The sequence below is a fragment of the Halovivax cerinus genome (genome assembly GCF_024498195.1).
In the GTDB taxonomy this organism is placed as follows: Archaea; Halobacteriota; Halobacteria; order Halobacteriales; family Natrialbaceae; genus Halovivax; species Halovivax cerinus.
In genome coordinates, this window is sequence record NZ_CP101824.1 from 1,605,788 (window position 1) to 1,632,316 (window position 26,529).

The 26,529-nt window shown below is 64.9% G+C and carries 31 protein-coding genes and 1 tRNA gene; 19 read left to right on the plus strand and 13 right to left on the minus strand.

Features of this window, described 5'->3' with window-relative positions:
• The first annotated feature begins 72 nt into the window (after positions 1-72).
• From NO366_RS07330 to npdG, 4 genes are all read left to right on the plus strand, one after another.
• Positions 73-1,095: an HAD-IA family hydrolase gene (locus tag NO366_RS07330; protein WP_256533677.1), complete on the plus strand. Its 1,023-nt coding sequence runs from the start codon at positions 73-75 to the stop codon at positions 1,093-1,095.
• 98 nt (positions 1,096-1,193) lie between these two features.
• Positions 1,194-1,418: a hypothetical protein gene (locus NO366_RS07335; protein WP_256533678.1), complete on the plus strand. Its 225-nt coding sequence runs from the start codon at positions 1,194-1,196 to the stop codon at positions 1,416-1,418.
• 67 nt (positions 1,419-1,485) lie between these two features.
• Positions 1,486-3,099: an FAD-dependent oxidoreductase gene (locus NO366_RS07340; protein ID WP_256533679.1), complete on the plus strand. Its 1,614-nt coding sequence runs from the start codon at positions 1,486-1,488 to the stop codon at positions 3,097-3,099.
• A gap of 100 nt (positions 3,100-3,199) precedes the next feature.
• Positions 3,200-3,868: an NADPH-dependent F420 reductase gene (npdG, locus tag NO366_RS07345; RefSeq protein WP_256533680.1), complete on the plus strand. Its 669-nt coding sequence runs from the start codon at positions 3,200-3,202 to the stop codon at positions 3,866-3,868.
• A 91-nt stretch (positions 3,869-3,959) separates the two neighbouring features.
• On the opposite strand, the gene NO366_RS07350 is transcribed toward npdG, so the two are convergent.
• Positions 3,960-4,931 (minus strand): hypothetical protein, encoded by a 972-nt coding sequence (locus tag NO366_RS07350; protein ID WP_256533681.1) that lies wholly within the window; start codon positions 4,929-4,931, stop codon positions 3,960-3,962.
• A 153-nt stretch (positions 4,932-5,084) separates the two neighbouring features.
• Complete coding sequence (locus NO366_RS07355) at positions 5,085-5,354, minus strand: thioredoxin family protein (RefSeq protein WP_256533682.1); 270 nt, start codon at positions 5,352-5,354, stop codon at positions 5,085-5,087.
• Positions 5,355-5,507: 153 nt separating this feature from the next.
• Here NO366_RS07355 and NO366_RS07360 point away from each other — a divergent pair, with 153 nt between their 5' ends.
• From NO366_RS07360 to NO366_RS07370, 3 genes are all read left to right on the plus strand, one after another.
• Complete coding sequence (locus tag NO366_RS07360; RefSeq protein WP_256533683.1) at positions 5,508-6,395, plus strand: DUF7351 domain-containing protein; 888 nt, start codon at positions 5,508-5,510, stop codon at positions 6,393-6,395.
• Positions 6,396-6,652: 257 nt separating this feature from the next.
• Positions 6,653-7,654 carry an ABC transporter ATP-binding protein gene (locus NO366_RS07365; protein WP_256533684.1) on the plus strand — a complete coding sequence of 334 codons (1,002 nt, stop codon included), beginning with the start codon at positions 6,653-6,655 and terminating at the stop codon, positions 7,652-7,654.
• Positions 7,651-8,595, plus strand: coding sequence for an ABC transporter permease subunit (locus NO366_RS07370; protein WP_256533685.1), 945 nt, complete (start codon positions 7,651-7,653; stop codon positions 8,593-8,595). Before NO366_RS07365 ends, NO366_RS07370 begins: the two co-directional genes overlap by 4 nt.
• A gap of 10 nt (positions 8,596-8,605) precedes the next feature.
• Here NO366_RS07370 and NO366_RS07375 read toward each other — a convergent pair whose 3' ends face one another.
• Both NO366_RS07375 and NO366_RS07380 read right to left on the minus strand, forming a co-directional pair.
• The gene (locus NO366_RS07375) at positions 8,606-8,896 is read right to left on the minus strand and encodes a DUF424 domain-containing protein (protein WP_256534008.1); all 291 of its coding nucleotides are present in this window, start codon (positions 8,894-8,896) and stop codon (positions 8,606-8,608) included.
• 26 nt (positions 8,897-8,922) lie between these two features.
• Positions 8,923-9,732, minus strand: a complete 810-nt coding sequence (locus NO366_RS07380) for a tetratricopeptide repeat protein (protein WP_256533686.1) — start codon at positions 9,730-9,732, stop codon at positions 8,923-8,925.
• A 111-nt stretch (positions 9,733-9,843) separates the two neighbouring features.
• Between NO366_RS07380 and thpR the strand changes: the two genes are divergently transcribed.
• Positions 9,844-10,449 (plus strand): RNA 2',3'-cyclic phosphodiesterase, encoded by a 606-nt coding sequence (gene thpR, locus NO366_RS07385; protein ID WP_256533687.1) that lies wholly within the window; start codon positions 9,844-9,846, stop codon positions 10,447-10,449.
• A gap of 81 nt (positions 10,450-10,530) precedes the next feature.
• Here the strand turns inward: thpR and NO366_RS07390 are convergent, their stop codons facing one another.
• Positions 10,531-10,761: an antitoxin VapB family protein gene (locus NO366_RS07390; RefSeq protein ID WP_256533688.1), complete on the minus strand. Its 231-nt coding sequence runs from the start codon at positions 10,759-10,761 to the stop codon at positions 10,531-10,533.
• A gap of 958 nt (positions 10,762-11,719) precedes the next feature.
• On the opposite strand from NO366_RS07390, the gene NO366_RS07395 reads away from it, so the two are divergent.
• From NO366_RS07395 to NO366_RS07435, 9 genes are all read left to right on the plus strand, one after another.
• Positions 11,720-12,616 carry a hypothetical protein gene (locus NO366_RS07395; RefSeq protein ID WP_256533689.1) on the plus strand — a complete coding sequence of 299 codons (897 nt, stop codon included), beginning with the start codon at positions 11,720-11,722 and terminating at the stop codon, positions 12,614-12,616.
• Positions 12,595-14,274 carry a hypothetical protein gene (locus tag NO366_RS07400; RefSeq protein WP_256533690.1) on the plus strand — a complete coding sequence of 560 codons (1,680 nt, stop codon included), beginning with the start codon at positions 12,595-12,597 and terminating at the stop codon, positions 14,272-14,274. The genes NO366_RS07395 and NO366_RS07400 overlap by 22 nt, the downstream gene beginning before the upstream one ends.
• Before the next feature lie 711 nt (positions 14,275-14,985).
• Positions 14,986-15,996 carry a hypothetical protein gene (locus NO366_RS07405; RefSeq protein WP_256533691.1) on the plus strand — a complete coding sequence of 337 codons (1,011 nt, stop codon included), beginning with the start codon at positions 14,986-14,988 and terminating at the stop codon, positions 15,994-15,996.
• Between the two features lie 155 nt (positions 15,997-16,151).
• Positions 16,152-16,304 carry a 50S ribosomal protein L39e gene (locus NO366_RS07410; protein WP_007699949.1) on the plus strand — a complete coding sequence of 51 codons (153 nt, stop codon included), beginning with the start codon at positions 16,152-16,154 and terminating at the stop codon, positions 16,302-16,304.
• Entirely contained in the window at positions 16,304-16,582 is a 279-nt protein-coding gene (locus NO366_RS07415) for a 50S ribosomal protein L31e (protein ID WP_256533692.1), read from the plus strand. The genes NO366_RS07410 and NO366_RS07415 overlap by 1 nt, the downstream gene beginning before the upstream one ends.
• 1 nt (position 16,583) lies before the next feature.
• Positions 16,584-17,249 carry a translation initiation factor IF-6 gene (locus tag NO366_RS07420; RefSeq protein WP_256534009.1) on the plus strand — a complete coding sequence of 222 codons (666 nt, stop codon included), beginning with the start codon at positions 16,584-16,586 and terminating at the stop codon, positions 17,247-17,249.
• Between the two features lie 268 nt (positions 17,250-17,517).
• Entirely contained in the window at positions 17,518-17,973 is a 456-nt protein-coding gene (gene pfdA, locus NO366_RS07425) for a prefoldin subunit alpha (RefSeq protein ID WP_256533693.1), read from the plus strand.
• A gap of 5 nt (positions 17,974-17,978) precedes the next feature.
• Positions 17,979-19,187: a signal recognition particle-docking protein FtsY gene (gene ftsY, locus NO366_RS07430; RefSeq protein WP_256533694.1), complete on the plus strand. Its 1,209-nt coding sequence runs from the start codon at positions 17,979-17,981 to the stop codon at positions 19,185-19,187.
• A 139-nt stretch (positions 19,188-19,326) separates the two neighbouring features.
• Positions 19,327-19,803, plus strand: coding sequence for a beta clamp domain-containing protein (locus NO366_RS07435; RefSeq protein ID WP_256533695.1), 477 nt, complete (start codon positions 19,327-19,329; stop codon positions 19,801-19,803).
• Between the two features lie 24 nt (positions 19,804-19,827).
• On the opposite strand, the gene NO366_RS07440 is transcribed toward NO366_RS07435, so the two are convergent.
• Positions 19,828-20,238: an HIT family protein gene (locus NO366_RS07440; RefSeq protein ID WP_256533696.1), complete on the minus strand. Its 411-nt coding sequence runs from the start codon at positions 20,236-20,238 to the stop codon at positions 19,828-19,830.
• Between the two features lie 38 nt (positions 20,239-20,276).
• Positions 20,277-20,513: a type II toxin-antitoxin system HicB family antitoxin gene (locus NO366_RS07445; protein WP_256533697.1), complete on the minus strand. Its 237-nt coding sequence runs from the start codon at positions 20,511-20,513 to the stop codon at positions 20,277-20,279.
• Positions 20,514-20,697: 184 nt separating this feature from the next.
• Between NO366_RS07445 and NO366_RS07450 the strand changes: the two genes are divergently transcribed.
• Positions 20,698-22,089, plus strand: coding sequence for a signal recognition particle protein Srp54 (locus NO366_RS07450; RefSeq protein ID WP_256533698.1), 1,392 nt, complete (start codon positions 20,698-20,700; stop codon positions 22,087-22,089).
• Between the two features lie 20 nt (positions 22,090-22,109).
• Here NO366_RS07450 and NO366_RS07455 read toward each other — a convergent pair whose 3' ends face one another.
• The 6 genes from NO366_RS07455 to NO366_RS07480 all read right to left on the minus strand — a co-directional run bounded on the left by NO366_RS07455 (position 22,110) and on the right by NO366_RS07480 (position 25,918).
• A complete protein-coding gene (locus NO366_RS07455) occupies positions 22,110-22,424 on the minus strand; it encodes a DUF7344 domain-containing protein (RefSeq protein WP_256533699.1) in 315 nt (104 codons plus the stop codon).
• 69 nt (positions 22,425-22,493) lie between these two features.
• Positions 22,494-23,450: a helix-turn-helix domain-containing protein gene (locus NO366_RS07460; RefSeq protein WP_256533700.1), complete on the minus strand. Its 957-nt coding sequence runs from the start codon at positions 23,448-23,450 to the stop codon at positions 22,494-22,496.
• A gap of 177 nt (positions 23,451-23,627) precedes the next feature.
• On the minus strand, positions 23,628-24,083 hold the full coding sequence (locus NO366_RS07465) for an RNA-binding domain-containing protein (RefSeq protein WP_256533701.1): 456 nt from the start codon (positions 24,081-24,083) through the stop codon (positions 23,628-23,630).
• Complete coding sequence (locus NO366_RS07470; protein ID WP_256533702.1) at positions 24,080-24,646, minus strand: AAA family ATPase; 567 nt, start codon at positions 24,644-24,646, stop codon at positions 24,080-24,082. The genes NO366_RS07465 and NO366_RS07470 overlap by 4 nt, the downstream gene beginning before the upstream one ends.
• A 118-nt stretch (positions 24,647-24,764) precedes the next feature.
• Entirely contained in the window at positions 24,765-25,160 is a 396-nt protein-coding gene (locus NO366_RS07475; RefSeq protein WP_256533703.1) for a hypothetical protein, read from the minus strand.
• Positions 25,157-25,918 (minus strand): creatininase family protein, encoded by a 762-nt coding sequence (locus tag NO366_RS07480; protein WP_256533704.1) that lies wholly within the window; start codon positions 25,916-25,918, stop codon positions 25,157-25,159. The genes NO366_RS07475 and NO366_RS07480 overlap by 4 nt, the downstream gene beginning before the upstream one ends.
• 99 nt (positions 25,919-26,017) lie before the next feature.
• Between NO366_RS07480 and NO366_RS07485 the strand changes: the two genes are divergently transcribed.
• Positions 26,018-26,092 (plus strand) — tRNA-Arg (locus NO366_RS07485).
• Positions 26,093-26,529: the final 437 nt, after the last annotated feature.

Here is a 26,529-nt window from a genome sequence, read left to right on the forward strand (position 1 = left end):
CAGGGTAGCGGGGCGACCGAACCGGGACGGGGAATCGCGGACTTTTACCCGCTGCCGAACCGATGGGCGAGCATGCCCGACTCTCTCGCGGCCGACGCCGTCGTCCTCGACGTCGACGGCGTCCTCGTCGACGTGGCCGACTCCTACCGGCGGGCCATCGTCGAATCCGTCGAGCGCTGCTACGGCCGGACGATCGACCACGCGGCCGTTCAGGCGTTCAAAGATGCCGGCGGCTTCAACAACGACTGGGATCTGACTGACGCTGCCGCGCTGTACGTCCTCGCCTCTGGCGAGGGGTACGACGCGTCGGTCGATGCCTACACGAACGCGATCGCCGAACGCGGGGGTGGCCTCGAAGCGGCGCAGGCCGTCGTGAAAGACGCCCTCGGCGCCCGGGCGTTCGAGCGGGTCGCGTCCCGCTTGGACCGCGAGCGCCTGCGGGAGGTGTTCCAGGGACTGTACCTCGGTGCGGACCTCTATCGCTCGATCGAAGGCGGCGAGCCCGACGTCCCTGCCCGACCGAGTTCGACCGACGTCGATCTCGATCGCAATCTAGACGGGACCGTGCGGGCCAGAAACGACGTCGACCCGATCGACGACGGCGACCCGATCGACGGTGGAGCAGCGGCCGACGTCGACCCCGAGTCGGACCCGCTGTGCGGGTTCATCCACGACGAACCCGTACTCGTCACCGACGAGACGCGCCAGTGGCTCACGACGAACGTCGACGTCGGCATCCTCACCGGGCGACCGGACGCTGAGGCCCGGATCGCCCTCGGACGGGCCGCTCTGGACGGAATTCCCGCCGACCACCGATTCACGATGGACGACTGGGATGCGGGCAAACCCGACCCCACCGCACTGACGACGCTCGCCGAGCGCATGGACGCCGAGACGGTCCTCTTCGTCGGCGACACGCTCGACGATATCCGAACCGCGACGAACGCCGCCGAGGCCGATCCCCGTCGGGTCTATCACGGAGTCGGCGTCCTCACCGGCGGCCTCTCGGGCGAGACGGGCCGCACCAAATTCGCGAACGCCGGTGCGGTCGCTGTCTGCGAGTCGGTCAACGCGGTTCCTGACCTCCTCGAGTGATCAGGTCGAATCCCGCCTCGATCGGCGACCAGTCCTCCGATCTCTACTTTCACCGCGCTTGGCTGATCCCTTTATCGTCGTCCGTCGAACGACGGTCCATGAGTGTCAATCTGCACCAGGTCTTGGAGTCCGCGGACGGCGAGTTCGAGGGCTCGACCGGCCGGGTCGACGCCGCCGTCTCCGCCGCCGTCGAACCCGGTGAGTCGATCACCCTCACGCTGGAGGCGGACGGACCGGGGACGAACTCGCGGTCGATCTCGGTCGACCTCTCGCACTCCGAGGCACGGTTGCTGGGCGGTCGACTGGTCGAACCGACGTCCTGACCGGCCCCGGAACGAACCCCGTGACCCACAAGGGGTATCCGCCACTTCGTGGTAGCTGCCCGCATCGATGGTCGACGACGCTCCCGCTCCCGGGTCGCTCCCGGGACGCCACACGTCCCCCTGGCTCGCGAACACCGACGCGGAACCGCGATTCGAACCGCTCTCCGGCCCAACGACGACCGACGTGGTCATCGTCGGTGCCGGCATCGCCGGTCTCTCGACCGCGGCCGAACTCGCCGCCCGCGGCTACGACGCCGTCGTTCTCGAACGCGACCGCATCGCCGGCGGCACGACGGGCCGTTCGACCGCGAAGATCACCAGCCAGCACGGCCTCGTCTACGACGAGGTACGCGAGTCCTTCGGCGAGACGAGTGCTCGTCGGTACGCCGAGGCGAACCAGGCGGCGATCGAGGCGATCGTCGAGCGCGTCGAGGCCGTCGACGCCGACTGCGGCTTGCGCCGCTGCCCGGCGTACGTCTACGGCGACGACCGCGGCGCGATCCGTCGTGAGGCAGACGCCGAGGCGGCCGCCGGGCTTCCGGCCTCGTTCGTCACCTCCGTCCCGCCGTTCGAGGCAGCCGACTGCGGCGTTCGGGTGGACGATCAGGCCTGCTTCGACCCACGACGGTACCTCCTTGCGCTGGCCGAATCCCTCGTCGAGTCGCCGTCCGAGAGCGGTGACTCCCGGTCCGTCGCCGTCCACGAGGAGACGCGCGTGACCGACGTTACGCCCGGCCGGCGGCCGCGCGTCGAGACGGAACACGGGTCGGTCGCAGCCGACCGGGTCGTCCTGGCTACCGGCTTCCCGCTGCTAGACCGCCTCGGTCTGTTCGCCCGCCTCGTACCGAAGCGGTCGTACGTCGTGGCGATTCGGATCGACGGGGAGCCGCCGGACGGGATGTACTACCGACCGGCGGAGGGGAGTCGACCGTATCGATCGGTGCGGGCGCACGTCGGAGCTCAGTCGGACGATTTCGGGACCGAAGCCGGCGATGCGTCCGCCGGCTTCGACGGCCCGCTCGTCCTCGTCGGTGGCGAGAACCACAAGCCCGGCCAGGGCGGGTCGACGCGGGAGCGCTACCGCCGGCTCGTCGAGTGGGCCCAGGAGTGTTTCACGGTACAGGAGGTCGCCTACCGCTGGTCCGCGCAGGACTACGTCTCGGCGGATAGCGTCCCGCTCGTCGGTCCGGCCGGTCCGGGTGCGCGAAACGTCCTCCTCGCGACCGGCTTCGGCGGGTGGGGTATGACCGGCGGAACCGTCGCGGGCCGGCTCCTCGCCCGAACGATCGACGGCGAGGAGCCGCCGATCGCGTCACTGTACGACCCGCGTCGGTTCACACCGACCGCGTCGATCGGCCAGCTGGCCACGGAGAACGCGGACGTCGCCGGCCAGTTCGCCACGGACTGGCTGCGAACGGTCTTCGGATCGGGAGACGTCGCCGTCGAACCCGGCGAGGGGCGCGTCGTCAGACGCGACGGCCGGCCGATCGCCGTTTCGCGGGACGACGACGGTGAGTTGCACGCTGTCTCGGCCGTCTGTTCGCACGCCTACTGCGTCGTCGACTGGAACGACGGCGAGGGGACGTGGGACTGTCCCTGCCACGGCTCGCGGTTCGATCCCGACGGGCGGGTGATCGAGGGCCCGGCGACGGAGGGACTGTCGTCGCGAGACGACGCGTAACCGACCGACGCGTCGGGTGGCGATCGACGCCCGATCGCCGACCCCGGCATCGCTGGCCCGCTCCAATCGATTTATCCGGCGGCCGTGCAATTTCGAAGGTATGCGAATCGCACTACTCGGCGGGACGGGCGATATCGGCGAGGGACTCGCGCTCCGCTTCGCGCGGGATACGGACCACGAACTTCTCATCGGGTCGCGCGATCCCGAGAAGGCTCGCGACGCCGTCGAGGGCTACGAGGAGCGCCTGGCCGACGTGGGCGCCTCCGGTGACCTCAAGGGCTTCGCGAACGAGATGGCGGCCGATCGGGCAGACGTGGTACTCCTCTCGGTCCCGCCGTACTACGCGGGCGACACCGTCGAAGCCGTCGCCGACAAACTCGATTCGGACACGATCCTCGTCACGCCCGCCGTCGGCATGAAAGGCGACGAGGACGGCATGCACTACCACCCACCGGGGACCGGCAGCGTGACGGAGTTAGTCGCCCAGCGAGCCCCCGACGACGTGTCGGTCGTCGGCGCCTTCCACAACCTCGCCGCCGGCAAACTCGCCGACCTCTCGACCGCGTTCGACCTCGACACGCTCGTCGTCGCCGACGACGCCGATGCGAAGGCAAGGGTGCGCCAGCTCGCCGACGAGATCGAGGGTCTCCGGGCGTTAGACGCCGGCCCACTCGCGAACGCGGCGGAGGTCGAGAGCGTCACGCCGCTGGTCATCAACATCGCCAAGCACAACGACGACATGCACGACGTCGGTGTGAAGTGGATCTAGGTCGACGCGATCACACACACTCTAACGCCACACACTCACTCTAACGCACTCACACACACACTCTCTCTCTCGATTTCTACCTCGACCGTGCCTAGAGCGTCCGACCGTCGTAGGCTGCGAGGATCTCCTGCATTCGCGCTCGCACCGTCTCTGCCCGTTCGGGGTCCGGACACGGAACGTCGGTCGGCGGCCTGTAGAGCCGGTTCATCACCCAGGTGAGCGCTCGGCCGATGGCGTCGTCGCCGACCGTGCCCGCGTCCCAGGAGAGTTCGAGCGTGCCGTCCGCCCTGACCGACGCCGCCTGCAGGTTCGAGAGGCCGTAGCAGCTTCCGGGACGGCCGTCGATGCGCTCGGCGCAGAGGTATTTACCTGCCAGGCGCCACCTGCGGTCGCCGTCGACCCAGGTCACGGCCGGCCCGGTCGGGACGAGACAGGCGGCGACGCCGGCGAGGTCGACGATCTCGTCGTCCGCGACCGTCTCACATCGGGTGGCGTCGAGCGAGGCCTGCGAGTGGTGCGGGACGGCGGACGCGAGCACCTCGTCGTCGCGCCGGAGTTGGATCTCACGAACGAAGTACGCGCCGACGACGCCGTCGGTGTGCGAGAGGAGTTCGAGAAGCGCGTCCCGTCCCTCGGCCGTCGTCGTCGGGCACCGCCAGACCGTTTCGGATTCGTCACCGTCGGCCACGCGTTCGAACCGATCGCGGATCGATTCCCACGCCGGGGCGGTATCGTCGCCCTCGATGTCGAGCGACAGTTCGTCCTCGTCGAGGCGCACGATCGCCGCCGTCATCTCCTGACGGACCAGTTCGAAGACGGCGGCGAACGCCTCGCCGAAGCGATCGCACACGAGCGTGTGCGTCTGTGTCAGGTCGGGTTCTGCGGCCGACCCGTCCCGGGCGGAATCCGCCGGCGATCCGTCTCGTGCGGTGTCGCGGGTCGACGTCCGATCACGATCTTCGTCGCTCGTCATTGCTGCGTCCGGTTCTCCGTCGCTCGTCGTGGAGGCCCCCGAATCGTCGTCGGTGGTGGCGTCGTCCCTGCGGTCGTCGGTCGTCGTCATCTCGTTCGGTATCGGTATCTCACTCCGAAAGCGTTCGTCGCCGGTCTTGGTCGCTCATCGACTCGGTCCGCTCACGCGCCCACAGCGCGGGCGGGACCTATACGCTGTGCGAACTGTGTCGGATAGAATTCGAGTGCGCGGCCCGTGCTCCGCCTACGCGCCGGCGGATTCGAGGGCGTCCTCGATGTCCTCGCGCTGTGTGACGCCGACGAAGCGGTCGACGATGCCGTCGTCGTTCTCGACGACGAGCGTCGGCAGCGACCGCACCTGGTACTCGTTGGCGACCTCCTGTTCCTCGTCGACGTTGACCTTCTCGACCTCGAAGCGGCCGTTCCAGTCGTCTTCGATCTCCTCCAAGATCGGGTCCTGGGTCTTGCAGGGGCCACACCAGTCCGCGTAGAAGTCTTTGAGCGTGACGGTCATATCGTATCTCGGGGTTCCCGCGCGTCGCGCATAAGGGTTTCCCAGTCAGAACAGGTTGCCGACAGGTCGGACGCCCTCACGGACGGCTGTGCGGGGAATTCCACCCCTCCGCAGACAAAAACCACTATACTGGTGGCGGTGCTGGACCCGGCCGTGGACGAGCGCGCTCCGCACGAGTCGTTCGCGAAACTGGCCGACGAGACGCGCGTCGACATTCTGCGCGCCGTCGCCGTCGCCGAGCGTGATCGTGAGTCGGGAGGGGAGGAGCCGTACCTCTCGTTCTCCGAACTGCGCGATCGCGTGGAGGTCTCGAACAGTTCTCGCTTTGCGTACCACCTGGATCAACTCACTGGTACCTTCCTACACAAAGCAGACCGAGGCTACACCTTCACGTGGAGCGGCGAGCGTATCGTCCGGACGATTCTCGCGGGTGGCTACGGGACGCCGATCGAGTTCGACAGCGTCCCGGTCGAGGGGGCGTGCCCCGCGTGCGGTGCGGACGCGCTCAGGGCCGGAGCGGAGAGGGTGATGATCCGGGTGCGCTGTGCGGACTGCGACGGACCGATCGCCTCGTTTCCCCTAACGCCTGGGCTCGCGGCCGATCGCGAGCCCGAGGCCATCGTGCAGGCGGCCGAGCGACGGACGCGGTCGGATTTCGACGACATCTTCGCCGGCGACTGTCCGAAGTGCGCGGGTCGACTCGATCACGAGATCCGCGAGCGAGATGCGTTACCGGGTGATCCGTTCCTCACAATCAATCGCTGCCGGGAGTGTCTGGCCCCGTTCGGGCTTCCGCTGTCGATGTGGGCACTCTCGCATCCGGCGACGGTGGCGTTCTACTGGAACCGCGGGATCGACATCCGCTCGAAACCCATCTGGAACCTATTTGCGCACCTGAGCGACGGCGGGTGGACCGTCGAGGTCGAGTCGGAGCCGCGAACCTATCGGGTTACGCTCCGCGAAGATGAGGACGAACTCCGTCTCACGTTCGACGCCGACCTCTCGGTGACGGACGTCGCACGGCTGACGAGCGAGGCATGAGTTGATCGGGGCGACCGGGTTCTGCGCGCGACCAATGGAGCCCCCTCTCGTCGAGATAAGTTGGCTCTCCAACACAATAGCTCTTGACCGATCCGTCCCGTTCGACGACCGAATCCGCCGTACCCGCCGCGATCTGCCGCATTCACTCAATATCGCTTTTGTTCTAGCCGTGACAAATGTCAAAAACTCAATAACACTTATGGGCGTCCACCTCGCGAGGCCTCACTACAGCCGGGCATCGCCCGGGTGATACACCGATGCACGCAATCAGCACGCACGAGTTGACGAAACGCTTCGGAGACGTTACCGCAGTGGAAGGTATCGACCTCGCCGTCGAGCGCGGCGAGGTCTTCGGCTTCCTAGGGCCGAACGGCGCCGGGAAGTCGACGACGATCGACACCCTGCTGGACTTCGTCCGGCCGACGGACGGCCGGGCGGAGCTCTTCGACCTCGACGCCCAGGCCGACGCCGACCGGATCAGCCGCCGGATCGGCGTCCTGCCGGACGACTTTTCCCTGTACGATCGACTCAGCGGGCGACGCCACGTCGAGTTCGCGATCGAAACCAAGCGAGCCGACGACGACCCGACCGAGATCCTCGACCGCGTCGGCATCGACCCCGCCGACGCCGATCGGCCCGCCGGCGACTACTCCAAGGGGATGGCCCAGCGCCTGGCAATGGGCATGGCCCTCGTCGGCGATCCCGACCTCCTTATCATGGACGAGCCGTCCTCCGGACTTGATCCCCACGGGATCCGCGAGATGCAGGAACTGGTCCGCGCGGAGGCCGATAACGGGACGACCGTGTTCTTCTCGAGTCACATCTTAGAACACGTCGAGGCGGTCTGCGACCGCGTCGGCGTCCTTCACGAGGGGGACCTCGTCGCCGTGGACACTATCGACGGCCTCCAGGAGTCGCTGGGCGGCGGCGCGACGGTCCGTGTCGACCTCGATCGACCAGTCGCCGACGCGGTCGAACGGCTCTCGGGGATCGACGGTGTCTCGGAGGTGGTCGCCAGCGGCCGATCCGTCCAGGTGACCTGTCACACCGCGCGGGCGAAGGCGGTGGTCGTCCTCGAACTGGAGGGCACCGGCGCGACCGTGGAGGATCTGGCCGTCGAGACGGCCTCGCTCGAATCGCTCTTTACGACGCTGACCGAGACTGGCGGGTTGGACGCCGGCGGTAGGCGGTCGGGGTCGTCACCCCCCACCGGGACGACCGACGATACCCGTCGGAGGGTCACGGAGGTGCGTTCATGAGTACTGACGTCCGCTCCGACGGCGAGACCCTCGGCGATTCGACCGGAACAGACCGGCGCCGGTGGCGGTTCCGGACGGCCCTCGCGGTGGCTCGGAAGGACCTGGCCGACGTGGCCCGTTCGCGGATGCTGCTGACGATGGTCGCCCTGCTCGTCGGGTTCGTTGCGATCCTCTACGCGGCGTTCGGGTTCGTCGCGGACGACGGCACCGCTCTGGAGACACTGGCGTGGCTTGGGATGCCGATGCAGACCGTCCTCGGCGTCGCGGCTCTCGTCGTGGGCTACATGGCGATCGTCGGCGAGCGTCGGTCGGGCAGCATCAAGCTCCTGCTCGGCTTGCCGCCGAGTCGGCGGGACGTCCTCCTCGGGACGCTCGCGTCCCGGAGCGCGATCGTCCTGCTGGCCGTCGTCCCGGCCGCCCTGCTCGCCGCGGGGCTCAGCCTGGCCGTCTTCGGGACGCTCCCCGTCGCCGAGTGGCTCGTCCTGTCGCTCGCGACGGCGCTGTTCGGCCTGGCGTTCGTCGGCCTCGCGGTCGGCGTCTCCGCCTCGGTGTCGACTCGCGGTCGCGCAATGGCGCTGACGGTCGGGCTGTTCACCGTCTTCGTCGCTCTCTGGGAACTCGTCGTCGCCGGACCATACTACCTGATTCACGGCAAATCGCCGCCCATCGAAGCCGAGGCCTGGTACCTCTTTCTCGACGGACTCAATCCGATCGCCGCCTACGCGGGGCTGGCGAACGCGGCGATACCCGGTGACGTCTGGCCGCTCCAGTTCGGGTACGGCCTGCGCGAACCGGCGGCGCTGACGATGACCGCTGCTGAGCGTTATCCAGGAGACGCGCCCGTCTATCTTGAGGCCTGGTTCGGTGCCGTCGTTCTGCTCGCCTGGTTCTTGATCCCGCTCGCAATCGGTTACCGGCGGTTTCGACGGACGGACCTCTGAGACGGCCCCGTCACATCCACAGCGCCTGCGCGTGGACGGTCTCGTCGACCTCTAGGACGTTCGCCTCGTCGACGATACCGACCTCGACAGCGAGGTCGACCGCCCGGTGGCCGACGACGTTGGCGACGTCGGCGCGAGCGAGTGCGTCGGCCGCGACGTCCGCCTCGACGGGATCGGAGCCGTAGAACTCCTCGGTGACGGTGAGCGAGACGGCGCCGGCCTCGAACGTCTCACCGAGGACGTCTGCGTCGCAGACGGCGACGAGGAGTCCCTCTGGGGTCTGGCGCTCGGTGCAGACGATCGATCCGTCGACCTCGCTCTCGTCGCTCATTCGTCGAGCTGGGCGCGCTGTTGCTCGTCGATCAGCCGCTGCTCGGCCTCTTCGCGGCGCTGTTCGGCCTCGTCGGCGACGCGCTCGGCCTCGTCGTACTCGCCGAGATCTTCGAGGATGCGGGACTTCTCCGCCAGTACTTCCGAACTGCGCATCCCGAGGCGGATCGCGTTGTCGATGCACCGTAGCGCCTCCTCCGAGAGGCCACGCTCCTGGAGGAAGAACGCGCGATTGTACCAGCCCTCGGCGAAGCGCGGGTCGCGCTCGACGGCGCGCTCTGCGTGTTCTAACGCCTGCGTCGTCTCGCCGTACTCCCAGAGGGCGAAGGCGAGGTTGCTCTCGGCGGTGGCGGCGTGCTCGCTCGCCGACCGGGTGTTCGACGTCTCGTCTTCGCTCGTCTCGATTTCGGTCTTCTCGACGACGTTCAACGCCTCGCGGTAGGCGCCGATGGCCTCGTCCCACTCCTCCAGTTCGGCGTGGGCGACGCCCTTGTTCGTCCAGGCCTCCTGGGCGAGTCGATCGTCGTCGGTGAAGCGGGCGGCGCGCTCGAACGCCTCGGTCGCCTGCTCGAAGCGATTGATCTGCATGTAGTTGAGGCCGACGTCGAGAACCTCCTCGGCGTCGACCTCCTCGCTCCCGATCTGGCGCTCGTCGAGCATGTCGGCGATCGCTCGCGAGTCGACGGGGTCGACCGTCCCCGGGTCGACGTCGAGCGCAGGGGGGTCGAGGTCGAACTCGTCGTAGGGGTCGTCGAAGCCGGCGCCTTCGGAGAAGCGGTGCCGGTCGTCTCCCGCGTCGTCGGTCATGGCAAAACGTACTCGCCCGGGCGGGTTAAGACCTGCGCACCTCTCTGTCCGCTCCGGACGTTCACTCACGTCCGCGCACGATTGAAGAAGCCCCGCCGCGAAGTCCGACGCATGCGACTGTTCGTCAGCGTCGACCTCCCCGACGCGCTCGCCCCGGCGGTCGCCGACGTACAGGACGCGTTCGCCGACGCGTCGGGCCTGTCGGTCACCGATCCCGCCCAGGCGCACCTGACCCTGAAATTCCTCGGTGAGGTCGATCGGAATCGCGTCCCCGAGATCGAGGGCGCCCTCCGAGCGGCGGTCGAGGAGTCGGGCGTCACGCCGTTCCCGGTTACCTACGGCGGGCTCGGCGTCTTCCCGGACCTGTCGTACATCTCCGTCCTCTGGCTCGGCGTCGAATCGGGTGGCGCGGAACTGACCCGCCTCCACGAGGCCATCGAGGCGCGGACGACCGCTCTGGGATTCGACCCCGAAGCGCACGACTTCACCCCGCACGTCACACTCGCCCGGATGGACCACGCTGGCGGGAAGGAACTCGTGCAGGACCTGGTCACCGACTGGGAGCCCATCGACTCCGACGCCCTGGCCGCCCAGCATCCGGGCGAGCGCGGGCCCGTCGTCGGCGAGACGACGATCGAGGCGGTTCGGCTCACTGAGAGCACGCTCGGTCCCGGCGGGCCGACCTACGAGACCGTCTCGTCGCTTCCGCTGGGATAGGCGGGGCTTCGAGATCCCGAACCCTCGGCCCGGCCGCGTCGACATCGTCGATGCCGTCCAGAATAAAACACGTATCGACGATCATTCGAACTGCTTCGCCACCTTACGGACCTCGTCGCGGTCCGTCCGGTCGGCGGCATCGATAGCGTCGCGCATCTCGGTCACCTGTTCGTCGTCGAAAACATCGCGGAGGTCCCTAAGCGAGCGGCCGCCGATGAGTCGCTCGACGGCGTCACTGAACGACTCGTCGGCTCTCTTGTTCGCCTTGATCCGTTCGTAGACGTCGTCATCAAGCCGGACCTGGGGCGACATCCTTGTTGACAACGTTGACGCTCGATGCGATTCAAGGTTTGGGTGGACCGGAACGAAACGGGAGAAATCGGTATCGGCTGCTCCGAGAGATATTTCACCGATCGGTATCGCGTCTGGCGCACCTCGTCATCGTGTGAATGTATCCGTGATCACGCAGAACGGTGGGTTACTCCGTACGATCCGATATGCGGTAGACCCTCACGATCTGAATGCAGATCCAGCATTCGAGAGGAGTCGCAAATCTATACGCAACCGACTCTTACAATCCAAAATACGGGTTGTTGTAGTTGGATATATGTAACTACTCGGCGTAGTACAATCCGGAAGCTACCGTCTCCATCGGCCGTCGCCAGGGGACGTGCGCGAGAGGTCCCGAGTGGCCTAACACCCGAGACGGTGGCTTCCATCCGAATGGAGCGAAGCCATGATTCCGTACCGCCCCGCGAGACATAAACGTCTCGCACGAGCGCTCACTCGCTCGGTCTTGGTAGCGTTGAGTCTCGAGGCCGTTCTCGACAGCCGTGTCGACATCGACTGCGGTGTCTCCATCGCCATCGTCGTCGGCGGTTTCGATGGCGGTGGCGTTGTCGGCCAGTGGATTGGGGAATCTGCGTCACCTGTGGGTGACGACTGTCGCGGACGGCCATCCGGGATGCGGCGCGACGGGGCGGCCCTGGCTTCGCTCCCATCGGAGTACGTGCGCGAGCACTTCGTGTCGGTGGATGCGTCGCAGGCACGAGAACGCTTCCGGTCGCGAGACCCACCGATCGCGACCTCCTTCGCGATCGGGATTATAGTTCCCGTTGCTGAGTGATGGATTTCGACGGGTGGCCTACTGTTGTTTTCTCTATACGCCCGTAGGATCACAAGCTATGGCGCTCCATCCATCGTACTACGCCCACTTGCGTGCTCGGTTGTGACCCAAAGACAAATGAAGGGGGATTACCGATGGTGGCCTATGGGTGTGCGTGAAGGGGGCGTGGATGTCAAAAACGTCTTCCGGGTTTGGGCTCTTCGTGCATGGAAGGGACTCTACAGTCGATGGATGGGCCTATTCCTCGGTGTTTCTCTCGCCCTCCTACTGGGTGCCTTCGGATATCTACTCGGACCAATCGTTGGCCAATTCATCCGTGAAGGACTTAGCCTGAACATATTCAATTTCTCTCGCGACGAACTTATTGCGCTATGGGGTATTCATGGAACTATCATCGCCTTTGGTCTGGTTGCACTCTCATTTGCCTGGAATTCTATTCGGGATATCGAGACGGACCCCGACATTATCGCGAATATCGCCCATAGGTTGCGGTCAATCGAGCTGATCGCGTTCTTGCTCATGTCTAACCTCTTGATTGGTGCTTTAGTATTGCGAACACCGTCACAACCGGTTCCAACTCATATCGGGTTACCGGCTGGAATCCTCCTGATTGTCGGATTAGGGGCAATCCTCAATCGTTTCTGGCACGTGCTTGACTTGCTCCTCCACAACTCAATTGACGATAAGGTCGAGCAATACGGAAAAGATCACCTTTCAGGGGACTTTCACAGTCCAGCCGGGGATTTTGACACCTACTTGGGCCACTATTTCGACGCGAGCAGGCGAGAGATCGATTCGGAGCGTCCAGAGAAGCTGAGGGAAAAATTACGACGGGTAGAATCTCTTCTTGAAGTACTATTGGAGAACGACGACCAAATGGCCACTGATACTGAACTCTGGGACTTCGTTTTCAACAACTACAATTCGATTTACCGAAGAGCAGTTGCACAAGATAATGATGAACTCGAACAGCAGGTTATTAACTCACAATCGGGTGTCCTCTGGATCAGCATGAATCAATGGAGGAATCGCCAGTCATGACCAACGACCGATCTGACCCTGTCCATCGGGCGCTTGGCATGTACGCACAGTTGCTCGAAACGGGGCTTTCTCAAGACCCACGATCCGGCTCTACGATTCACCTGCTCAAGCGCTTCGAAAATGCGCAGATACAGACGTTAATGGAATTTGGAGAGGCTGAGACCCAAGAGCAGATATCTCGGACGGAAAGTCTGCTTGACACTTGGCTGCAGACACAAACCGACATGTGGAAGGCATCCGTTGAAAACGATTCCCTCGAGACGCTGCAGTCACTCAGACAGCTACTGAGTGACATCAATCAATTTCGGGAAGGCGAATACGCCTTTACCCAACATGATATTAATATAAAAATTTCCGAACAAGCGGATCTCCACTCTACTCATTATAAACAACGGCTCGCAGACGGGTTTCGACGGCGACTGGCCGAATTACAATTCGCGGCATATGCTTGGGCGTTTCACCTTTTCAAGGAAGACGAGTTATCCGAGGCTACCATTCGCTGGGTTCTTGAGACAGCAATCCCCGAAGACTTTGGGTCGGTGCGGGAACTCTCTGAGATGTTCTTCCGCATGCGTGAGGCCCGGGGACTCGCGAGTTCTTGGGAACAGTGGAACATGAATCGCGAACTGGACCGCAATTTTGGCGTTGCGACCACGGGCCCGGCGACGAGTACGTGGCTTCTCTCGTTCTATTGTAGTGCCCTCGTTTGGATCACTCTAAGTACCGACCAACGGATATCGGAAATCGAGGATCCACAGGACAGCCCAGCGCTCGACTATGCCGACCGCACCTTGCAACTAGACCAAGTTCTCGAGACCCTCGAATTATATAAGGAAACGTATCCACTGGAGTCGCTGCTGATCGATGATGCGGCCGTTGAGCGTACCTGTGAGAATCTGACCGAATACTTCGAAGGAGTGCAGGCTACCTTCAAGCAACAAGAACGTGAGTGGACTCGAGCTCAACCGATCGACAACTCTCTCGTGGAACATTTTGAAGAGAGAGCAAACTCCAGACTCAACGACAGTACCTTTCGAGCAGCACTTACTAACTTAAAGAAGATCACCGAAGTCGACGATTTGGACGACGAAAACACAGCGAGCTTCGACATGTCTTTGTGGTACCCTCGGAGACTTTTCGTCGAAACTGGGATTTCAACGACGTTCACGAACTCCCTTTCTCCAGTACTCACTCGCTATCGAGAGTTCGTGATCAACCAGTTAAATTTCAAGACTCAGCGGGTCTCTTCGCACAACAGACTCCCCCAAGAACTAGATGACATCATTGGGAACCATACTGTCGAGCTGATTATTACTGGTGGTAGTGAGCCAGCAAGTACACTCCGCAATCACGAAAAGAGCAACCGCACATCCAACAGGCGCCTGCGGAGCTATCTGGAATATGGTGACACACCCGTACTCAATGACTTCGGGGCAGATTACTTGACGCTAGTCCTCTACGAGGTCGAGTTCGCGTATGAAGAATCTTCCACCAATACTCCCTTGTCGATCGACTATACCCCTGGAGAATCTGTCGATGATTGGCAAGACATTAAAACTTCGTCAGATGCTGATCCATCCGACTGGGTGAGATTCAATATAAACTACGACGCCGTAATTCAGTCTGATATACAAACCGGTATTCTCCTGACGTTATAAGCCCAATCGCCGCCCATGTTGTTAAAATTCTTATACGTCTGGCAGAATCGATTCCGGCCCTGCCCAGTAAGCCGCATAAGCACATCGCCCTCCTCAAAATGCCCAACCAATCGATTCGCGGTGCTGTACTGCACGCCAAGCCAGTCAGCGGTCGTGTTCACGTAGAGATATGGATTCTCGAAGAGGCGCATCATCACCCTGAGGATTTTCTCCGAGCGCTCGTTCTGGTATCGGCTTCTTGTATCTTCATGTAGGTCGATAAGTACGTCGGCTCGCCGGTGAGCCTCGTCGACCTGTATCTGAACGCCCTGTAGGAAGAAGCGAAGCCACGAGACAACGAGCAACCGTACACTCGCATGTGTTGTAAGCGTGCCCGCGGACCGACATTCGATCGAACACTGCGAGTATACCGAACTCACTCCGCTTGGAGTCCATCGGGTTCGAGCGGACATTGCGGACCGTGCTGCGGTAGTCGGGTCCTCGGGCAGATCCGTAACGGGAACCTGGCTCCCGCGACAGATACTCCCGTCAGCTTCCGTTCGGTACTGCTGCGTACGATACGACACGGAACTGCGCACTGCTTTCAGCACCAGCACTTCGGATAATCGGCGTGTACAGGGCATTCACTGAAGCGCCCGCCGAGCGTGGGTCACTGGGCATGTCGAGCCGCGTCCGTCCGGGACACGTTCCGGGTGCGTTTGCGTGACGGCCGTGGACGATCCTCCCGACCCGCCGGATGCCAGCGGAGTCGGCGACCGGCCCGACTCGTGGTGCTCCCGCCGGACCGTCCTCTCGGCGGGGCTCGCCGCGGCGGGGCTGCGCGCGCCGGTCGTCGGATCGGTCGAGCAGGGCGAGCCACGCGCGACCGTCCACGTCACCTGTTACGCCGGACCGACGCCGCTGTACGCGCGCCTCCGTGACGGTCCGAGCGGGCTGGGTTCCCCATGGACGAGTGCCCACGAGGCGGGTATGGCGGCCGTCGCGGACGGCCTCGATCAGATCGAGTCACACGCACGGGAGACGGGTCGTGATTGGTTCTCTGTCGCCGTCGATCGCGGGCCGTCGCTCGGCTCCCCGCTCGCCGCGGCGTCGCCGATAGACGCTGCCGCACCCGTCGAGCGTGTCTACGACGGCTTTCGGGAGGCGATCGGTGCGGGACTGGACGAGCGGCGATGTCACCTGCTTTGCTGGTGGGGCCCGTTCGATCACCGGATCGGCTACGGTCGGACGGTACCCGGCGACGGACGCGTGGGTCGCGGCGACCGGCCGGCGGCCCTCGCAATCGCGAACGTCGGCGCGACGGAAGGCTGGGATGGCCGCGCGGTGACGCGAAACGTGGCGATCCACGAGGCGCTGCACGCGTTCCTCTCGCCGGCGGTCGTCGAGACGGTGATCGACGGCCTGTGCGACCACGGCCTGGGAACTGTCCGCGAACCGGACCCCGGCGTCCGCGAGGTGTCGCCGATGGCGACCACCTACGCCGGCGGCGGGGCGGGAGAGCGCGGACCGGCGGGCTTGCTCGCCGACGGCCTGATGGGTTCGAACGGGGGCGGTACGCGCTGGGCCGGTCGCGGGTGCGTGGCTCCGGACGCGGTCAGGGAGGAGGGGGAGAAAGCGGGGGCCGGACCGACGGAGAGCGACGTCACCTGGCGCCACTCGACGCGACTCACCGTGGAAACCAGGGAGGCCGTCTGTCGGTACGCGGAGCGGACACTGCGGTGACGTGGTCGCTGGGCTCCCTGATACGCGTCGAGGCTCCCGGGCCTGCGCTCGAAACCGAGCGCACGATCCACCGGAGAGCGCGTTCGGGGCGCCGAATACCGCCCGCACGCGGGATGGACAAGCCTTTAAGCGAGGCTGGGTAAGAGACGGCCACTATGGGTAAGAAGTCCAAGGGCAAGAAAAAGCGCCTGGCGAAACTCGAAAAGCAGAACAGCCGTGTCCCGGCGTGGGTCATGCTCAAGACCGACATGGACGTCCAGCGAAATCCCAAGCGCCGAAACTGGCGGCGTAACGACACCGACGAATAATGAGCGCCAGTGATTTCGAGGAGCGCGTCGTCACCGTCCCGCTCCGCGACGTGAAGGCTGCACCGAACCACGAGGCAGCTGACCGGGCGATGAAGATCGTCCGCGAACACATAGCGAAGCACTTCGCGGTCGAGACCGACGCCGTCCGCCTCGACCCCTCGATCAACGAGGCCATCTGGGCCGACGGCCGGTCCAACCCGCCGCGGAAGCTTCGCGTCCGCGCCGCACGCTTCGACGAGGAGGGCGAACCGGTTGTCGAAGCCGAGTTCGCCGAGTAACTTGCTCCGCGCCTCCTTCGCCGGCTCCGCCTACGTCGGCGTCTTCGCGTGCGCGACCGACAGCCTCCTGCTCGTTCGCCCGGACGCCGACGACGACACCGTCGCGGCTATCGCCGACGAACTCGACGTGACGGCCGTCCCGACGACCGTCAGCGGCGCCGGCACCGTCGGGGTGCTCGCCGTCGGCAACGAGAACGGGCTGCTCGTTAGCGACCGCGTTTACGACTACGAGCGCGAGCGTCTGACCGAGGCGGCGGACGTCCCCATCGGCACGCTCCCCGGCGAGATCAACGCCGCCGGGACCGTCGTCCTCGCGAACGATCACGGGGCCTACGTCCACCCCGACCTCTCTCGGGACGCCGTCAGGGCTGTCGAGGACACTCTCGATGTCCCCGTCGAGCGGGGCGACCTGGCCGGCGTCCGGACCGTCGGCACCGCCGCCGTCGCGACGAACGACGGCGTGCTCTGTCACCCGAAGTCGACGGACGAAGAACTCGACCGGCTGGAGGACGTCCTCGACGTCCGTGCCGACGTCGGGACGATCAACTACGGGGCGCCCCTCGTCGGCTCCGGCCTGCTGGCCACCGACGCCGGCTACGTCGTCGGCGAGGACACGACCGGCCCCGAACTGGGACGTATCGAAGACGCCCTGGGCTATCTGCAGTGAGGTCGGTCGCGGCTCGGTTCGGTGATGCAGTCGATTCTCAGTAACACACTCGATCACTTTCCCACGACACGTCACAACTGGCTGTCTACCGCCCGGAACCGACCGGTTCGACGACCCCGTCCCCGCTCCGTCGGTTCCCAGCAGTCGATAGTCGGAAGGGAACATTCTTCCGCCTGCCTGCCGGAAGTCGGTGTATGAACGAATCAGTGCCGAGTGTACTCGCGACGAACTCCTCTCACCGACGCACAACGGGCGAGGTGATCGCCCGATGAGTCAGAGCCAACAGGAACTGCAGGCGCTCTCCCAGGAGCTCCAGCAGATCCGCGAGCAGATCGAGGGGCTGCAGGGCAGTGTCGAGGAGATTCGAACCGAGAAGACCGAGGTAGACGAGGCGATCGACGCTATCGGGTCCCTCGAGACGGGGTCGACGGTCCAGGTGCCGCTCGGGGGCGGGGCGTACGTCCGTGCCGATCTTCAGGACATCGACGAGGTGCTCGTCGAACTCGGCGGCGAGTACGCGGCCGAATTCGACCAGGACGACGCGGTCGACGTGCTGGAGAACAAGAAAGAGCGCCTCGACGACCGTATCGAGGACGTCACCGAGGAGATCTCCGAACTCGAAGCCGAGAGCACCCAGCTCGAAGGGCAGGCCCAGCAACTCCAGCAGCAGGCGATGCAACAGCAGATGGGGGCCCTGGGCGGGCAGGGAGACCCTGACGAGTAAGGGCCATGTTCGACAACCTGAAGGAGAAGCTCGGTAGCTTCCGGTCGGAGGCCGAAGACGTCGCCGACGAGAAGGCGGAAGCGGTAGACGACGAGGAGGTTGAAGCGGTAGACGACGAGGCGGCGAAGACCGAGGTAGACGAGGCGGCGATAGCCGATTCCTCGTCGGCTGGGGACACTCAGGGCTCTGTCGACGCGACGAGCGCTGCCGACGAGTCGTCCGGTGACGAGACTGCCGTCGACGGTCGCGACTCGACCGAAGACGACGGCGCGAGCGGGTACCGCGCCGGTGTCACGACGGCCGACGAGGAAGCGTCGTCGAACTCGGCCGGCTTCGGCCGCAAGGCGGCGTCGCTCGCCCGCGGGAAGTTCGTTATCGAGGAAGCGGACCTGAAAGGTCCGCTCGATCAGCTCGAGCTCGCGTTGCTCTCCTCTGACGTCGAGGTGGGTGTCGTCGACGAGATCGTCGGCACCATGCGCGAGGAGCTGGTCGGCGAGACGCGCACCTTCACCACGTCGACCGGCGAGGTCGTCGAAGACGCCCTCCGAACCGCGATCACGGACGTCATCAGCGTCGGACAGTTCGACGTCGAAGAACGCGTCGCCGAGGCAGAGAAACCCCTCGTCATCGTCTTTACCGGCGTCAACGGCGTCGGCAAGACGACCTCGATCGCCAAGCTCGATCAGTGGCTCGCCGAACGCGGCTACTCGACCGTGATGGCCAACGGCGACACCTACCGCGCCGGTGCGAACGAGCAGATCAGAGAGCACGCCGAGGCCCGCGGGACGAAGCTCATCTCACACGAGCAGGGTGGCGACCCGGCCGCCGTCCTCTACGACGCCGTCGAGTACGCCGAGGCGAACGGCGTCGACGTCGTTCTGGGCGACACGGCCGGCCGGCTGCACACCGACGAGGGGCTCATGGATCAGCTGGAGAAGATCGGCCGCGTCGTCGATCCGGACATGACGCTGTTCGTCGACGAGGCTGTCGCGGGCCAGGACGCCGTCAAGCGCGCCCGCGAGTTCGACGAGGCCGTCGAGATGGACGGGGCGATCCTGACGAAAGCCGACGCCGACTCCAACGGCGGTGCCGCCATCTCCATCGCGCAGGTGACCGGCAAACCGATTCTCTTCCTCGGCGTCGGCCAGGGCTACGACGATCTGGAGCGGTTCGACCCCGACGAACTCGCGGATCGATTGCTCGCCGAGGAGTAGACCGCCATCACCGTCTACCCATTTCTCTCCTCGTCGTTGCTCGTCCGGTGTCACCCTAGAAGTCGGTCACTTTCGACTGGATCCGACCGTCGTCGACGGTCGCGGGCTGGCCGATCGCGATCTGCCGGTGACCCTCGCCGTGGACGGGGGGACGCGTCACCTCCACGTCGGCATTGGCGAGCTTCGGTACGAGATGGGGCTGCTCGACCCCGAGACGATCCGCTCGCCACCGGATCCGACGGAGTTGCGCTTCGAGTACGTCGGTGGAGCCGTCCTGTCCGGGGCGACCGTCGACCGGTTCGTCGAGGCGACCGATCTGGTGGCGAATCACCTCTCGATCGCTCTGGCAACCGAGGCGCTTCGGGTCGAGGCCGACGGCGACGTCGATTCCGTCTCGCTGGAATTCGAAGCGACCGATCTCCAGGATCTCTCCCCTGGCCAGGCCCGCTCGCTGTACTCCCTCGAGTCCCTCCGCGACATGAGCCGGGCCATCCCCGGCGACGCGGCCGTCGATCTCAGGCTCGGGACGGAGACGCCTATCTCGCTCGGGTTCGAGTTCGCCGACGGCGACGGCTCCGTGGAGTACGTCCTGTCCCCGCGAATCACGCGGGAGTGATCGATTTCGATTCCCGATTGCTCCTCAGCTGTTCGATCGAATTCGCGCTGCGAGCGTTTCGGCCTGCTCCGCCTCCAGCGAGTCGCGCTCGAGCGAGAGGGAGATCCCGTCGTCGCCGCTTCGGGGCAGGACGTGGACGTGAGCGTGGTCGATCCGGCCGACGAGCGGGCCGGAGGTGTGGAATACGCTGAAGCCGTCGGGATCGAGTGCCTGTTCGAGGGCGTCCGAAACGTGTCCGACGGCGTCGAAGACGGCCTGGCGCGTCGGCTCCGGGGCGGTCGCGATCTCCGTGTGGTGGCTCGTCGGGATCACCAGCGTGTGGCCGTCGACGGCCGGGTTGGCGTCGAGGAACGCCACGGTCTCGTCGGTTCGATAAACTTCGGCAGCGTCGCCTCTCCCGGCGACGATCTCGCAGAACGGACAGTCGGCTTCCATGTCAAGAGGTTCGAGCGAATAGTCAAAACGTTGTGGCCTCAGAGCCAGTCGTCGCCGTCGTCCGCGTCACCTTCCTCGACGGTCTCGAGCGTCGCCGCGAGATTCCGAAGGGCGTCGAACTTGGTCGGGCCCTGACTGGAGATGCCGGTCTCGTCGTCCGCGGCGATCCAGAGGCCGTCTTCGACGGTGATCCTGACGGTCGTTACGGCTTCGGACCCGGTCGTCGGCTCCTCTTCGGTCCGCTTTCCGTCGTCGGCTGGCGTGTCGTCGCTCATACTTGGCAGTTGGCTGCTTCTGTGGAAAGCGTTGCTGGTCCACTCGGGTACTGGCTGTCTGTCTCAGCTGCCGGTTCGTCCGGTCGAGTCGACGCCGGCTAGCCCAGTCGCGGCCGCCGATCGGGCCAGCGCGATCGTCCGCGCGAGAAAAGCCTTTAACGCCGTCACCCCGTACTCCGTGCAAATGGTACTCGACGATCTCGGCAGTTCGCTGCGGGGGACCTTAGACGACCTCCGGGGCAAATCTCGGATCAGCGAGGACGACGTCGAGTCGGTCGTCACGGAGATCCAGCGCTCCCTGCTCGCGGCCGACGTCGACGTCTCGCTCGTGATGGAGCTCTCTGACAGCATCGAGACGCGGGCATTAGAGGAGGAACCGCCCGCGGGAACGCCGGCGCGCGACTTCGTCCTGCGCATCGTCTACGAGGAACTCGTCGACCTGATCGGCGAGTCGACGGAGCTCCCCTTAGAGGAGCAGACGATCCTGCTGGCCGGTCTGCAGGGGTCGGGGAAGACGACGTCCGCGGCCAAGATGGCGTGGTGGTTCTCGACGAAGGGGCTGAAGCCGGCGGTCATTCAGACCGACACCTTCCGCCCGGGCGCGTACGACCAGGCGAAGCAGATGACCGAGCGCGCGGAGGTCGAATTCTACGGGAACCCCGACGCGGAGGATCCGGTCGAGATCGCGCGCAACGGACTCGAGGAGACCGCCCACGCGGACGTACACATCGTCGACACTGCGGGTCGCCACGCGCTGGAGGACGACCTCATCGCCGAGATCGAGGAGATCGAGGGCGTCGTCGAACCCGACACCTCCCTGCTCGTCCTGGACGCCGCGATCGGACAGGGCGCAAAAGATCAGGCTCGCGAGTTCCACGACTCGATCGGTATCGACGGCGTCGTCATCACGAAGTTAGACGGAACGGCGAAAGGGGGCGGTGCGCTGGCCGCCGTCGACCAGACGGACTCCTCGATCGCCTTCCTCGGGACCGGCGAAGAGGTCGACGACATCGAGCGCTTCGAGCCCGAGGGGTTCATCTCCCGGCTGCTCGGGATGGGCGACCTGGGCCAGCTAGCCGAGCGCGTCGAGCGTGCGATGGAGCAGACCGATATCGAGGAGGACGACTGGGATCCCGAGGACATGCTGCAGGGCAACTTCACCCTGAACGATATGCAGAAACAACTCGAGGCGATGAACAACATGGGACCGCTCTCACAGGTGCTCGACATGATCCCCGGGATGGGCGGTGGGCTCAAAGATCAGTTGCCCGACGACGCGATGGACGTCACGGAAGAGCGCATGCGCACGTTCCAGGTCATCATGGACTCGATGACCGACGCGGAGAAGGAGTACCCCCGCGCCATCGGCGCCAGCCAGATCGAGCGCATCGCCCGCGGGTCGGGCACCAGCGAGGAGTCCGTCCGGGAACTGCTGCAACAGTACAAGATGATGGAAAAGACCATCAAGCAGTTCCAGGGCATGGGCTCGGAGAAGGAGATGCAGCGCATGATGCAGCAGATGCAAGGCGGCGGGGGCGGTGGGATGGGCGGTATGGGCGGCGGGCCGTTCGGCTGATCCCCAGGGTCGTTCTGCGGTCACTCGAGGCGCTCTTCGACGGCCTCGAGTATCGCACACAGCCGGCGAACGCGTGCCGTCGACTCGATCCGATCTCGCTCCGCATCGTACTCGACGACGCCAGCATCGGCCAGTTTCGGGACGTCGACGTGTCTGAGTGCAGACTGGATCCGTTCGTACTCGACCTCGCAGTCCTCGGCGATCACCCGCGAGATGTCGGCCGTTGTCGTCACGTCGTTCGTCTCGTTCAGGTGGCGGACGACGTGGTGGCGACGCGGTTCGCCGAGAATGCGCCACACTGTACGTTCGTCCCCATCGACGACCGTTTCGGACATTGGTATCGGTTACTCTATCGTCGTCTTTATAGCCTTCCCGTACGCCGGTACTGTTCGATCGTTGTCGTTTCAGCCCGGGTCGCCGTCGTCGACGTCGGTCGGCTCCGGCGGCTCGCGTTCGATCGTCCGGACCGTGAGGTCGCCACCCATCCGAACGCTGAGCGTGTCGTCGTCGATCCGAATCGAGATGTCGAACAGGTACGGTTCGCGCTCGATCACGTCGACGTCGACGTGTCGATCGATCTGTAGGCGTTCCCAGGGGAGTTTCCACACCGGAATCGACTCGTCGATACCGTGGTCGTAGTAGAACGAGATGACGCCGGGGTGTGTCAACGCCGCGAACCAGACGATCACGCGCCTGGTGTAGTAACAGCGTTCGCATCGCAGGACGGCCCACGTTTCGTTTCGCGTCTCACACGCGACACATAGCTCGCCGTCGATGGCGTCGTGGTCCTCGCAGTGCTCGATCGTCGACTCGATCTGTCCCGCACAGATCGGACAGATCCCGCGCAGCATCGGGATCACCTTCGCGTCGTAGAAGACGTGCGCCGCGTCGACGATCTCGGCCGCGTCGCGACCGGCGAGTCCGCCCGGCGGAAACTCGTAGTGGATAAACGTCCCGCGGGGCAGGTCGCCACCGACGAGGCCCTCGCAGTCGGTGCAGGAGACGGTGATCGTCTCGTCGTCGTACTGGAACTCGACCGGTGCACCGCAGAAGGTACACTCGTCGTCGACCGTCTGGGACGGAAGCGACGGGTTCGCGGTGATGGTGCCCGCGATGACGGCTCGAACGACCTGTTCGCCGGCGAGACGTAGTTCGTACCCGTCGTTCGATTTCTGGACGAAGTGGCCGGTGAGTTTCGACAGGTGGTACCCGAAGTTCCCCCGGTCGTCGGGCGCCACCTCGCGACGGAGGGAGGTGTATCTCATCGCCTCGTCGGCCTCCCAGAGTGCCCTGAGAACGTCGAGGCGGGTCTCGTTTCCGAGCGTCGTAAACGCCTCGGCCGGGTCCAACTCCCAGGTCACGGTCTCTCCGGTCGGTAACACGTACTTATAGATGTACAGGACGAATAAACAATTTGTGGTGGGGTTCCGATCGTTAAACGGTCGTTCGGGCAGATTGGATCGGCGAAGGGCCGTCGATGCGTCGTGTCCTCGCTATCGGACCCGATCGCCACGCCGTTGTCCACCACCGTACCAGCGTCAGGACTCGACCGGACGACCGTCTTCGGTCCGCGGGGCGACGTGGTCGACGAACGTCTCGACGGTCGGTTCGTCGACCGTCACGCGGACGTCTATCTCTCCGAGCTCGTCGGGTTCCCCGACCGAAAACGTCGCTCGCCCTCCGAGCGCCGGCTGTTTCTTGAGCGCGAACGAGAAGGCGTCCCCCTCTCGTCCCGCGAAGAACTCGTTCCTGGCCGTGTCGAGGATCTCCTGGCGGTGGAGTAACTCAGAGAGGTGATCGAGTGAGTGGGCACGACCGACGATCTCTCCGTGGCGCGCTTCGACGTCGGCCTCGGGGAAGATCGTCGTGACAGCTTCACGGACTCGATCGGTCACCTCCGTGTCGAAGACCGGCGCGGTGATCTCGACGTCGACGCGGTAGATGGCCGCCTCGCCGTCACCGCTCGTCGATTCGCCGTCGTGGTTCGCGCTCATCGGTTCACCCGAAGCTCGTCGTCGGTCGTGAGGAGCTCACGAACGCGCTCGTGGAACGCCTCCAGCGTATCCGTGTTCTCGACGACGACGTCCGCCTCGGCCATCGCCTCACCCATACCCCAGCCGAGCTCGCGCTGGTCTCGCTGTTCTACGGATTCGCCGCCGTCCGCCTCGTCGGCGTCGCGACCCCGGCTTTCGAGACGCTCCCGACGGAGCTCGGCCGGCGCCTCGATGCTCACCAGGGTAAACGTCTCGCCGAAGGCCTCCTCGAAGACCGCCACCTCGTCGTCCGACCGGATCCCGTCGACGAGGACCGTGTCGTGGGTCTCCAGGCGGTCTTCGATCATCGGAAGTGACCGCTCGGCGATCGCCGTCGGTCCGTCCTCGTCGCGCAGCGCCTGGGCGACGGTCCCGTGATCCTTCGTCGGATCCAGGCCGCGATCCGCCGTCTCCTGGCGCACCACGTCCCCCATCGTCACCACGGGAATACCCGCTTCGCGGGCGACCGTGGCCGCCTCTCCCTTCCCGCTTCCCGGCAACCCGACGGTTCCGATGACGTGCATCAGGGCTGGATACTGCGACCGCGAGTATAAGGACTGTGGGTTCGGTATCGGTCCGAATGGGTTCGGGAGTCGCGCGAAAACGAGTATTCAGCGCTGACGGACCGGTCCTCGCCCGTCGTTACATCCGGCCGAGGTGGATCTCGTCGTCGGTGACCGATTCGACGCGACTCTCGTCTAGCTGGTAGGTGTCCTCGTCGGCGTCGCCCCACCCGAGTGAGGCCTTGATCGAGTCTGTCATGCCCGGGTCCGGCTCGACGTGGAGTTCGCCGTTTCTGACTTCTTTGACCATTCCGATCCGGTCGCCGTCACTGGTTACCACGTGTTTTCCCTCCTCGTCGTCGGTGTAGTGAGCGCACATTGCACCGCAATCGACAGCCAGGACACGGGTGAAGGTGTCAGGCGCACTCGCCGGGCGTTCAGATGGGGGCGAGTAGCGTGCGTCTCCATCCCACTGGAAGATACCGACGTGGTCAGGCGGTAGGGGGCCGTACGCGGTCGTTTCGGTGCGGCTCAAACGCGCTCAGCTGGGAGGAGGTCGTCGTTCGGGCGGTCGGCCACCCAGTCGGCGAGGCGAACGAGCTGCTCCGTGGCGGCCTCGAAGAGTTGTTCGCCCTTCTCGGCGGAGGCGTCGCGCGGATCGCCGAACGAACCGTTCGCGGCGTTCTCGACGGAGTCGTGGAAGACGCGTGCCCCGTGTTTCGTGAACGTCTCGCGCTCGACTGGGACCATCCCGCCCTCGTAGGCAGCCTCGAGTTCGTCCTCGCGGACCAGGCCCTCGAGGTAGGCGACCATCGAGGTCTCCTTCGGGCCCGCGTGGGGGCCGTTGGTCTCGAAGAGCTCGTCGACCAGTTCCGGGATTGACTCGTCCCACATCCACTCGATGGCGTAGGCGGTGCCGTCCCTGTGGAGGCGCTTCGAGACCTCCCGGAGGTGGGCCACGTTCCCTCCGTGGGCGTTGACGTAGATTACCCGGTCGATCCCGTGGTAGGTGAGGTTTCGGGTGAGGCTCTCGACGTAGTCGCGAAAAACCGGCGGCTCGACCCACATCGTCCCGGGGAACTGCCGATGGTGGTCGCTCACCCCGACCGTGATCGTCGGCGTACAGAGGTACCCCGTCCGCTCTGCGGCCTCGTGCGCCAGCCCGCGGGCGATCATGTGGTCCGTCCCCTCGGGGAGGTGGGGTCCGTGCTGTTCCGTCGAACCCAGCGGTACCAGCGCGATCGACTCGTCGTAGTCGGCGACCTCGGGCCAGGTGTGGTCCGGCAGGTACATGGATGACTGCAGGAGCGCGGACACTAACGGTCTTCCGGCTTCGTCGGCGAGCGGCGAATCCACACCGCTTATGCTCTACCCGACGGAACCCGTACCCGAGGGCACGTAGCTCAGTCCGGATAGAGCGTCGGACTTCTAATCCGACGGTCGTGGGTTCGAATCCCATCGTGCCCGTGATTCTGCGACGAACGGACGTGAGGAGCGAATCACGAACTGAGATGGGTTCGAATCAGGGAGGAGCGTTGCTCCGACCGTGGTTCGAATCCCATCATGCCCGTAGATTCTGTTGCGAGCGACAGCGAGCAACGAAGTGAGGACCGGGTGGGATTCGAGCCCTGCCAGTCGCGCACAGCGAACGGAGTGAGCGAGCACGTCTGGCTTCGGTTCGAATTTCATCGTGCCTGTGCGAACGTTGTCGGTTCAGCGCTTCTACACAGAAGCTACAGCGAACGCCGGAGGACGGAGAATTCCGCCGATCTACGATCCCACTTCCGCGCTGAAAAATCGGATCCCGTTAGACAGCGTACCGCCCCGTCGCAGTCGGGCGATTTTCGGTGTCGTCTCGTGGGGACTCTCGAGGTGGTCGGCGTGACGATCACAGACGCGGAAGG